Genomic DNA, 9,858 nt, shown 5'->3' with positions numbered 1-9,858 from the left:
GGGCCCCCGGGCCCGGGGGGGGGGGGCCGCCGGGGGCGCGGGCGCGCCCCCGGGGGGTCCCCGGGGGGGGGGGGGGGGGCCCCCCCCCCCCCCGCCCGCCCCCCCCCGCCCCCCCCCCCAACCCTCTCTCTCGTGGCGCCTGAACTGCACTGCCCGACAACCCGCAACCTTCTTGCATGTCCGGAAAGGGAGACACGTCCCTGGGGTCTGTGTAATCTTTCAGCAAGAACCCGCAATTCTCTGCAATGGTGACAGGCGCGGGTTCGGCCGGCGGTCAGGCCGGTCCAGGGGGACAGGGGGAGCGGTAACGCCCCGGCACCGACGCCGGGGCGCGGACGGGCAGCCACGCACCGACGCGGGGCTGTGCGCAGCACCGAACGGAGAACGCAGCAATGATGCTCAGCCGAACAACCAGACCGGTCCGCAGGAACTCACGGCACAGACTCCTCGCCGGGCTCACGGCGCTCGCCGTGCTCACCTCGGGCCTCGTCGCCGGGGCGGTACCCGCCTCGGCCAAGGCCCCGACGCCCTCGCCCGTGGTCGCGTCGGAGAACGGTCGGGGGAACGTCGTCCTCAACATGTTCCAGTGGACGTGGGACGCGGTCGCCGCCGAGTGCACCAGCACGATCGGACCGGCCGGCTTCGGATACGTCCAGGTCTCCCCGCCCCAGGAGCACATCCAGGGCACCGCGTGGTGGACCTCCTACCAGCCCGTGAGCTACAAGATCGAGTCCAAGCTCGGCAACCGCGCCGAGTTCCAGAACATGGTCAGCACCTGCAGGACCGCAGGCGTGGGCATCGTGGTGGACGCGGTCGTCAACCACACGGCGGGCGCCGACACCGGCTCGGGCACGGGCACGGGAGGGACCAGCTACTCGGTCGACAGCTTCCCCGGGGTCCCGTACGGCGCGAACGACTTCAACGACTGCCGCGCCAACATCACCAACTACGGCGACCGGTACAACGTCCAGAACTGTCGTCTCGTCTCGCTCCAGGACCTGCGCACCAGCTCCGACTACGTGCGCGGCAAGATCGCGGGCTACATGAACGACCTGCTCGGCCTGGGCGTCGCGGGCTTCCGCATCGATGCGGCCAAGCACATCCCGGCCGCAGACCTCGAGGCCATCAAGGCCAAGCTCACCAACCCGAACGTCTACTGGGTCCACGAGGTCATCGGGGCCGCGGGCGAGCCCATCCAGCCCTCCGAGTACCTGGGCAGCGGGGACTCGCACGAGTTCAACTACGCGCGAGACCTCAAGAGCAGGTTCGACGGGAGCATCAAGGACCTGCGCTACATCGCCGACAACAAGCTCGCTTCCGATCGTGCGGGGGTCTTCGTCGACAACCACGACACCGAGCGCAACGGCGAGACCATGAACTACAAGTGGGGCGCCAAGTACAAGCTCGCCAACGCGTTCATGCTCTCGTGGCCCTACGGCTCACCCTCGGTCTACACGGGCTACACGTGGACCGACAAGGACGCGGGCGCGCCCGGTGCCACCAACAGCTCGGTCCCCGACGCGAGCTGCTCCAGCAGCGCCTGGACCTGCACGCAGCGCTGGACCGAGATCGCGGGCATGGTCGGCTTCCACAACACGGTCGAGGGCACGTCCGTGACGAACTGGTGGGACGACGGCAACAACAACATCGCCTACGGCCGCGGTGACAAGGGGTACGTGGCGATCAACAACACCGGTTCGGCCGTGACGCGCACCTACCAGACGTCGCTGCCCGCGAACACCTATTGCGACGTCGTGGCGAGCAAGGACTGCTCCACGACGTACACCGTGAGCTCCTCGGGAACGTTCACCGCGACGGTGCCCGCGTACGGGGCTCTCGCGCTGCACGTCGGGAAGACCGGCGGCACGCCGTGCACGGTCGACTGCCCGACCACCTCCGCCACCACCGTCTACTACTCGACCTCGAAGGGGTGGAGCGCGTACAAGGTCCACTACAAGATCGGTGCGGGCGCCTGGACCACGGCTCCCGGCGTCGACATGACCGCAGCCTGCACGGGCTGGGTCTCGCGCGAGATCCCCGCGAACGGGGCCACCGTCACGGCCGCGTTCACCAACGGCTCGGGCACGTGGGACAACAACGGCGGCAAGGACTTCAGCCTCACGGGCCGGCACGTCCAGGTCTCGGGCGGCGTCGTGACCGCGGGCGACCCGTGCGCAGGGACCGAGGGCGGCGGGCCCGGTGAGACCGAGGGCGACGCGAGCTTCTCGGTCGACGCCACCACGGTCCTGGGGCAGAGCGTCTACGTCGTGGGCAGCATCACGGCCCTCGGCTCGTGGGCACCCGCCTCGGCCAAGCCGCTCTCGGCCGCGAGCTACCCCGTCTGGAAGCTCACGCTCGACCTGCCCGCCGGGACGACCTTCGAGTACAAGTACGTCAAGAAGGACGGCGCGGGCAACGTGGTCTGGGAGAGCGGTGCCAACCGCACCGCGACGGTCGGGGCGAACGGGGCCGTGACCTTGAACGACACCTGGAGGTAGCCGCAGCAGGCAGTCCGGAGGGTCCCCGTCCGGGGGCCCTCCGGTCCGTCGTCCCTACGATGGGCGCATGACCACGAGCGAGCCCTCCAGCCCCGTCGACCCCCTGCGCGAGTCCGTCGCCGTCATGGACCGCCTGTACTCGCCCGGCGGGTGTCCGTGGGACCGCGAGCAGACGCACGAGACCCTGGTCCGCTACCTCCTCGAGGAGGCGCACGAGCTCGCCGAGGCCATCGAGACGGGCGACCGCGCGGGCATGCGCGAGGAGCTGGGTGACCTGCTGCTCCAGGTCCTGTTCCACGCGCGCATCGCGAGCGAGGACCCGGTCGACCCGTTCACGGTCGACGACGTCGCGGCCGACCTGGTCGCCAAGCTCGTCAGGCGGCACCCGCACGTGTTCGCGGACACCGCGGTCGCGACGGGCGACGGCCACGCGGCCCTGTACGCCCAGTGGGACCAGATCAAGCAGCAGGAGAAGCAGCGCGAGTCGGTCCTGGAGGGGATCCCGCTCGCGCAGGGTGCGCTGGCCCGCGCGCAGAAGGTCCTGTCCCGCGCGGAGCGCGCCGGGGTGACGTCGGGTTCCGGCCCGACGACGGAGCCCCCGTCGGTCCCGACCCTCGCCCCGGGCGAGGCGCGGCCGGGGAGGGGAGCGGCGCCGTCGGGCACGGGGGGCGGCGCAGCCGCGGGCGACCAGGACGAGAACCGCCCCGCGCCCGAGGACGCGACCGAGCGGGCGTACGGGCGCGAGCTGCTCGACGTGGTGCGCCGCGCGCAGGCCGACGGCGTGGACGCCGAGACGGCGCTGCGGGGTGCCCTGCGCGAGGTCGAGCGGGCGATCGTCGCGACCGAGAGGAGCGCGAGCGCGCCCCGTGGGTGACGCACGCCGGCGCTCCGGCGGGCGTGGACGGTCGACATGCGGGCGATCGTGTCCACGTGCCGACGGCGGGAGCACTATGTGTTCCCGACCACTAGGCTGGGTTGCGACAACCCCGGACGCGCCCGACCGCCATCGTCGCCTGCCCTGCGCTCCGGACCTGGAAGCAGCCTGAAGGAGCAACCGTGGCAAGCATCGAAGCCGTTGGAGCACGCGAGATTCTCGACTCGCGCGGAAACCCCACCGTCGAGGTCGAGGTCGTTCTCGACGACGGTACCTTTGCGCGCGCAGGCGTCCCCTCGGGTGCCTCGACCGGCGCCTTCGAGGCCGTCGAGCGCCGTGACGGCGACAAGTCCCGCTACCTGGGCAAGGGCGTCGAGAACGCGGTCAACGCGGTCATCGACGAGATCGCCCCCGAGCTGATCGGCTACGAGGCAGAGGACCAGCGCCTCATCGACCAGGCGCTGATCGACCTCGACGGCACCCCGAACAAGGGCAAGCTCGGCGCGAACGCCATCCTCGGCGTCTCGCTGGCCGTCGCGAAGGCCGCTGCCAAGAGCTCGGGCCTGGACCTCTACCGCTACGTCGGTGGCCCCAACGCCCACGTCCTGCCCGTCCCCATGATGAACATCCTCAACGGTGGGTCGCACGCCGACTCCAACGTCGACATCCAGGAGTTCATGGTCGCCCCGATCGGCGCCACGTCCTTCCGTGAGGCGCTGCGCACCGGTGCAGAGGTCTACCACTCCCTGAAGTCCGTGCTCAAGAGCAAGGGCCTCGCGACGGGCCTCGGCGACGAGGGCGGCTTCGCCCCCAACCTGCCGAGCAACCGCGACGCGCTGGACCTGATCCTCGTCGCGATCGAGCAGGCCGGCTTCAAGCCGGGCGTCGACGTGGGCCTCGCGCTCGACGTCGCCGCGACCGAGTTCTTCAAGGACGGCGCGTACCAGTTCGAGGGCAAGGCGACGAGCTCGGACGAGATCATCGCTTACTACAAGCAGCTCGTGGCGGACTACCCGCTGGTCTCGATCGAGGACCCGCTGTCCGAGGACGAGTGGAGTGCCTGGTCGCAGCTCGTGGCCGAGGTCGGCGACAAGGTCCAGATCGTCGGCGACGACCTGTTCGTCACCAACCCGGAGCGCCTCGCCAAGGGCATCGAGCTCAAGTCGGCGAACTCGCTGCTCGTCAAGCTCAACCAGATCGGCACGCTCTCGGAGACCCTCGACGCCGTCGAGCTCGCGCAGCGCAACGGCTTCACCGCGATGGTCTCGCACCGTTCGGGCGAGACCGAGGACACGACGATCGCCGACCTGTCCGTCGCGACCAACGCCGGCCAGATCAAGACCGGTGCCCCCGCCCGTGGCGAGCGCATCAACAAGTACAACCAGCTCCTGCGCATCGAGGAGGCCCTGGACGACGCGGCACGCTACGCCGGCGCCTCGGCGTTCCCGCGCTGGAAGGCGTGAGCTGACGCTCACCTGCTAGCCGCGGTCTGATCGCGGTCGGCAACCGGACGCCCGGTGGTTCCTCGGAACCGCCGGGCGTCCGCGCGTCCGGGGTCCTGCACGCCCCCACGAGTGCCTGCCGCGACGGGTCGGGGCGGCGCGGGTTGTGAACGCTTGGTGTGGATCCGACCACGTTGCCCGGCACGCCGCGGACCCTGCGGCGGGCGGGGACCGCGGGACGGCACAATCGGCACCATGCCCTCGAACCGCCGCCCGTCCACCCCTGGCGCCTCGGCGCGCCCGGGCGGCCGTGGCGCGGGGGGATCGCGCGGGGACGGACGTTCGTCGTCGGGCCGCGCCCGCAGCACAGGCTCCAGCCCGACGACGTCGCGCGCCGACGCGGGGACGTCGGGCCCGGCGTCGGGCAAGCCGGGGGCGGCGGGCACCGCGAAGCCGACGAAGGCTGCGTCGCCGGGGAAGTCCGCGAAGTCCCCGGGCACGAAGCCGGCCGGCTCGGCGTCCGCCGCGGCGAAGGGCTCGGCGAAGAGCTCCACGAAGAAGCCCCCGGCCCCGGGCGGGGCGGCCGCCCGCTCCGGGGCGGCGAAGGCCTCCACCACCCGGACCCCTCGTGCTCGCGGTGCAGCGGGGGGCCGCGCCCCCGCGCTCGCCGACCGTCGCCGGAGCAGGTACGGCCTGCTGCTCCCCGAGGTCGTGACGGTCCGCGCCCTGGTGATGTCCGTCGTCGTGCTCCTGGCCGTGATCCTCCTGCTGCCCACCGTGCGCGCCTACGTCAACCAGACGGGCGAGCTCCGCGCGCTGCGGGCCGACGTGGCCGAGGCGCAGGCGACGCGCGACGAGCTCGAGGTCGAGCTCGGCCGGTGGGACGACCAGGCCTACGTGATCGCGCAGGCGCGCGACCGGCTCAGCTACGTCATGCCGGGCGAGCGGGCGTGGCGGGTCGTCGACCCGGACACGGTCGTCGACGACCTGGACCCGGAGACGGGGCAGGTCGTGACCGACGGACCGGTCGACGTCGCGGGGCACGCCGGGGCGCCCTGGTACAGCTCGCTGTGGCGCTCGGTCCAGCTCGCGGGAGAGCAGCCGGAGCCTGCGACGGTCGACCCCGCGGGCAGCGTGCAGCCCCCGCCGCCCGCGACCGACACCCCGACCGATCCCGCGACGCCCACGGGCTGACCCGGCGGATTGCAGAACCACCCGGGGGAGCGGGGACAATGGGAGGGCGCCGGTACCCGGCGCCGGACCAGCACCGCACGCCGCAGAACGGAACCTCTCGTGAACGACTCGTACCCCGCAGCCTCCGACCTGGGCGACGTCCCGGTCCCGGGGAACCCCTCGGGCAAGTCCACGGCCGCTACCGACGGCACCGACGCCGTGCCCGTCGTCCCCCAGGCCGACCGGTCCCGCCCCGAGGTGACCCCGGAGGACCTCGAGGTCCTGCAGGAGCAGCTCGGGCGTCCGGCGCGCGGCGTCGTCGGCATCGCGGCGCGCTGCGTGTGCGGCCGCCCGCTCGTGGTGCACACCGCCCCGCGCCTGCCCGACGGCACGCCCTTCCCCACGACCTACTACCTCACGAGCCCGGGAGCGGTCGCAGGAGCCTCGACGCTCGAGGCGAACAGTGTGATGAAGGAGATGTCGGAGCGTCTCACGCAGGACGAGAAGCTCGCGGCGGCCTACGCCCGCGCGCACGAGCACTACCTCGCGGCGCGCGAGTCGCTCGGCCACGTCGAGGAGATCGCGGGCATCTCCGCAGGTGGCATGCCCGTGCGCGTCAAGTGCCTGCACGTGCTGGTGGGCCACGCGCTCGCTGCCGGCCCCGGGGTGAACCCGCTCGGCGACGAGGCGCTCGTCATGATCTCCGGCTCGTGGCGCGCGGACCGCTGCACCTGCTGACCTCCTGAGCCGGTCCACGGGCGGGCCGAGCGCCCGTCGGCAGCGCGAGGGATGGCACCCTTGATGCCATGACTTCTTCTCGTGTCGCCGCGATCGACTGCGGCACCAACTCGATCCGCCTCCTCGTCGCCGACGTCGACTCCACGACGGGCGTCCTGACCGAGCTCGACCGCCGCATGGAGGTCGTGCGGCTCGGTCAGGGCGTCGACCGCACGGGACGCCTGGCTCCCGAGGCGCTGGCCCGCACGCTCGACCAGGCGGCCGAGTACGCGGCCGTGATCGAGGAGCTCGGGGCGACGCGCACGCGCTTCGTGGCGACGTCGGCCACGCGCGACGCGGAGAACCGCGGCGAGTTCGTCGAGGGCGTGCTCGCGCGCCTGGGCGTCGAGCCCGAGGTCGTGTCCGGGAACGAGGAGGCCGAGCTGTCGTTCCGCGGGGCGACCGGCGTGGTCGCGGCGCACCACGAGGGGCCGTTCGTGGTCGTGGACCTCGGAGGAGGGTCGACCGAGATCGTGCTCGGCACCGACGCGCCCGAGGCCGCGTGGTCCATGGACGTCGGGTGCGTGCGCCTGACCGAGCGCCACCTGCGCTCGGACCCGCCGACGGCCGAGGAGATCGCGGCGGCGCGGGCCGACGTGCGCGCCGCGCTCGACGTCGCGACGCAGACCGTCCCGCTGGGCAAGGCCGCGACGCTCGTGGGGCTCGCGGGCTCGGTGACGACCGTGACCGCGCACGCGCTGGGCCTCGAGCGCTACGACCGCGACCGGATCGACGGCGCGGTGCTGACGGTCGAGCAGACGCTGACCGCGTGCGAGGACCTGCTGGGTCGCACGCGCGCCGAGCGCGAGGCGCTGGGCTTCATGCACCCGGGTCGCATCGACGTGATCGGGGCGGGGGCGCTCGTGTGGGCAGAGGTCGTGCGCCGGGTCCGCGACGACGTCGCGGCCGCGGGCGGCGAGCTCACGTCGGTCGTGACGAGCGAGCACGACATCCTGGACGGGATCGCGCTGTCGATCGCGTGAGGTTCGCGGAGTCTCCCACCGAGAAGTGAGTAGATGCCCCTGGATCGCGTGATCCAGGGGCATCTACTTCTTGGCGAGCGCGTGCAATGAGGAGCGCGACACGCGGTAGTTCACTCTGCCAGGTAGTGCGGTTAGCGTAGTAGTGTCTGCCGCACAGGAGTCGGTCGAGCAGGGAGTCAGGGTGGACACCACACAGCTGTTGAAGGGCGTCCTCGACGCGGCGGTCCTCGCCGTCGTCGCGGACGAGGACGGGTACGGGTACGACGTCGTGCGTCGCCTGCGGGCCGCGGGGCTCGTCGAGGTGGGCGACGCCTCGGTCTACGGCACGCTGCGCCGCCTGTACTCGGGCGGGATGCTCACGAGCTACGTGGTCCCGTCCGACGAGGGCCCGCACCGCAAGTACTACGGCATCAACGCGCAGGGGCGGGCCATGCTCGACACCCAGCGCAAGGAGTGGCAGGAGTTCTCCGGCACGCTGACCGGCCTCCTCGGGACCTCGGAAGGAGCCGCGTGATGTCCACGACCATGAGCCCTGAGGCCGTGATCCTCGACCAGGTCCACCGCTACGCCGCAGACGTCCGCGCGCACCTCGCGGACCTGTCGCCCGAGCAGGTCGACGACCTCACTGACGGCCTCGAGGCGGACCTCGCGGAGGCGCTCGCCGACATGCCGGGTGCGCTGCGGCCCGTCCCTGCGGGGAGCGAGGTGCCCGACGGCGGAGCGACCTCGTTCCTCGACGTCACCGCACGCTTCGGTCCGGCCGCCGAGTACGCCGCCGAGCTCCGGTCTGCGGCCGGTCTGGATCCCGCAGCACCGGGGCCCCGCCCGCGGATCGGGGTGCGCGGACGCCTGCTCGTGCTCGGAGGGATCTTCGAGTCGGGGTGGAAGTCCCTGTGGGCTCCGGTGACGTCCACCTCGCAGTGGGCCGCGTTCTTGGATTTCGCTGCGGTGCTCCGTCCCGTGTGGTGGGTGCTGCGGGCGTGGGTCGTCGTTCTCGTGCTCCATGCCTGGTTCGGCTTCTCGACCGGCTTCGCCCTGGTGCCGCGCGTGCCCTTCTGGCGCCTGCTCCTGCTGGCGGCGATCGTCGTGAGCGTGCAGTGGGGGAGAGGCCGGTGGCTGCGCTGGCGCGCGGTCCACGCCCTGCGCAAGGTCGTGAACGTCGTCGCGGTCGTCGTCGCCGTGCCGGTCTTCCTGAGTGCAGCCTTCGGGGCGAACAACGAGCTCAACGGGTTGTACGCCGAGCCGTCCGGATCCTACCGGGACGGCTATCAGGACGGCCTCCGTGAAGGCCGTCCCGGCTACAGCGCGAGCGACGTCAGCACGGACGGCGGCGGCGGCGTGTTCGTCGACGGCTCGCAGGTCAGCAACCTGTTCGTCTACGACGCGAGCGGACAGGCGCTCCAGGACGTGCAGATCTTCGACGACCAGGGGCGACCCGTGCGGACCATCACGGGTGAGGGCACCACGCAGGCCTGGACCCTTCCCGACTTCGAGCAGGGCTGGTACTTCCAGCCGTCGTTCTCGACCGACGGTCGCGAGCGCTGGAACGTGTACCCCTTGCGCGGGCTGCCCGAGGACGCTGTCGAGTGGGACGGCTCCGAGCGGCCGGTGCCGCTCGAGGGCGAGCAGCCGCGGTCCATGCCGTCGCCCTTCCTGCAGGCGCAGCCGCTCCTGGTGCCCTCGACGGGCGGCAGCGGACAGGCGACCACCCCTGGCGCGTCGCCTGACGCTGCGCCCGACCCGTCGGCCCCCGAGTCCCCGGCCTCTCCGGAGGCTCCGGCCGGCGGCGAAACCCCGGCCGACCAGTCGGTCGAGGGGACCGCGACGCCGTCGGGACGGGGCCCGGGCGCGCCCTCCCCGGCCACCGCCCGCCCGGTGCTCGAGGCCTCGACGGGAGCTGCGTCGTCGGGCGGCTGACTTCCGGTCCTCGACCTGAGGTTCGTCGGGCGACCCCCGTCGGTCGCCTGGCGAACCTCGATCTTCACCACCTCGCAACCCTCGCCAAAACGGCCGTACCGCCCCCAAACGACGCGCAACCCGGCCGCTTGTGAAGGTTGTCACGCCCACGGATCGGACAGAAGTTCACCAAGAAGTTGAAGACGGTAATACTC

General features: G+C 72.1%; 8 protein-coding genes. All 8 read left to right on the top strand.

All coding sequences use genetic code 11. From position 1 onward, the window contains the following. Nucleotides 1-470 precede the first annotated feature (470 nt). On the top strand, nucleotides 471-2,498 hold the full coding sequence (locus tag ACIPWA_RS06315) for a carbohydrate-binding module family 20 domain-containing protein (protein ID WP_400288867.1): 2,028 nt from the start codon (nucleotides 471-473) through the stop codon (nucleotides 2,496-2,498). Nucleotides 2,499-2,565: 67 nt separating this feature from the next. Then, on the top strand, nucleotides 2,566-3,372 hold the full coding sequence (locus ACIPWA_RS06310; RefSeq protein WP_400288864.1) for a nucleoside triphosphate pyrophosphohydrolase: 807 nt from the start codon (nucleotides 2,566-2,568) through the stop codon (nucleotides 3,370-3,372). A gap of 182 nt (nucleotides 3,373-3,554) precedes the next feature. Further along, complete coding sequence (eno, locus tag ACIPWA_RS06305; RefSeq protein WP_068624355.1) at nucleotides 3,555-4,835, top strand: phosphopyruvate hydratase; 1,281 nt, start codon at nucleotides 3,555-3,557, stop codon at nucleotides 4,833-4,835. A gap of 234 nt (nucleotides 4,836-5,069) precedes the next feature. Further along, entirely contained in the window at nucleotides 5,070-6,008 is a 939-nt protein-coding gene (locus ACIPWA_RS06300) for an FtsB family cell division protein (RefSeq protein ID WP_400288860.1), read from the top strand. 198 nt (nucleotides 6,009-6,206) lie between these two features. Continuing rightward, nucleotides 6,207-6,725 (top strand): DUF501 domain-containing protein, encoded by a 519-nt coding sequence (locus tag ACIPWA_RS06295; RefSeq protein ID WP_400289652.1) that lies wholly within the window; start codon nucleotides 6,207-6,209, stop codon nucleotides 6,723-6,725. A gap of 68 nt (nucleotides 6,726-6,793) precedes the next feature. Beyond that, nucleotides 6,794-7,747, top strand: coding sequence for a Ppx/GppA phosphatase family protein (locus tag ACIPWA_RS06290; protein ID WP_068624357.1), 954 nt, complete (start codon nucleotides 6,794-6,796; stop codon nucleotides 7,745-7,747). Nucleotides 7,748-7,928: 181 nt separating this feature from the next. Next, nucleotides 7,929-8,261 carry a PadR family transcriptional regulator gene (locus ACIPWA_RS06285; RefSeq protein ID WP_056645746.1) on the top strand — a complete coding sequence of 111 codons (333 nt, stop codon included), beginning with the start codon at nucleotides 7,929-7,931 and terminating at the stop codon, nucleotides 8,259-8,261. After that, nucleotides 8,261-9,664, top strand: coding sequence for a DUF1129 domain-containing protein (locus ACIPWA_RS06280; protein WP_400288857.1), 1,404 nt, complete (start codon nucleotides 8,261-8,263; stop codon nucleotides 9,662-9,664). Before ACIPWA_RS06285 ends, ACIPWA_RS06280 begins: the two co-directional genes overlap by 1 nt. Nucleotides 9,665-9,858: the final 194 nt, after the last annotated feature.

This window comes from Oerskovia enterophila, from assembly GCF_044748475.1.
Classification (GTDB): Bacteria; Actinomycetota; Actinomycetes; order Actinomycetales; family Cellulomonadaceae; genus Oerskovia; species Oerskovia enterophila.
This window is presented reverse-complemented; position numbering and strand designations above follow the sequence as displayed.

Bases quoted from the DNA above. Each gene is read 5' to 3' on its own strand.
- ACIPWA_RS06310 (WP_400288864.1), top strand. From the start codon at position 2,566: ATGACCACGAGCGAGCCCTCCAGCCCCGTCGACCCCCTGCGCGAGTCC.
- ACIPWA_RS06300 (WP_400288860.1), top strand. From the start codon at position 5,070: ATGCCCTCGAACCGCCGCCCGTCCACCCCTGGCGCCTCGGCGCGCCCG.
- ACIPWA_RS06290 (WP_068624357.1), top strand. From the start codon at position 6,794: ATGACTTCTTCTCGTGTCGCCGCGATCGACTGCGGCACCAACTCGATC.
- ACIPWA_RS06280 (WP_400288857.1), top strand. From the start codon at position 8,261: ATGTCCACGACCATGAGCCCTGAGGCCGTGATCCTCGACCAGGTCCAC.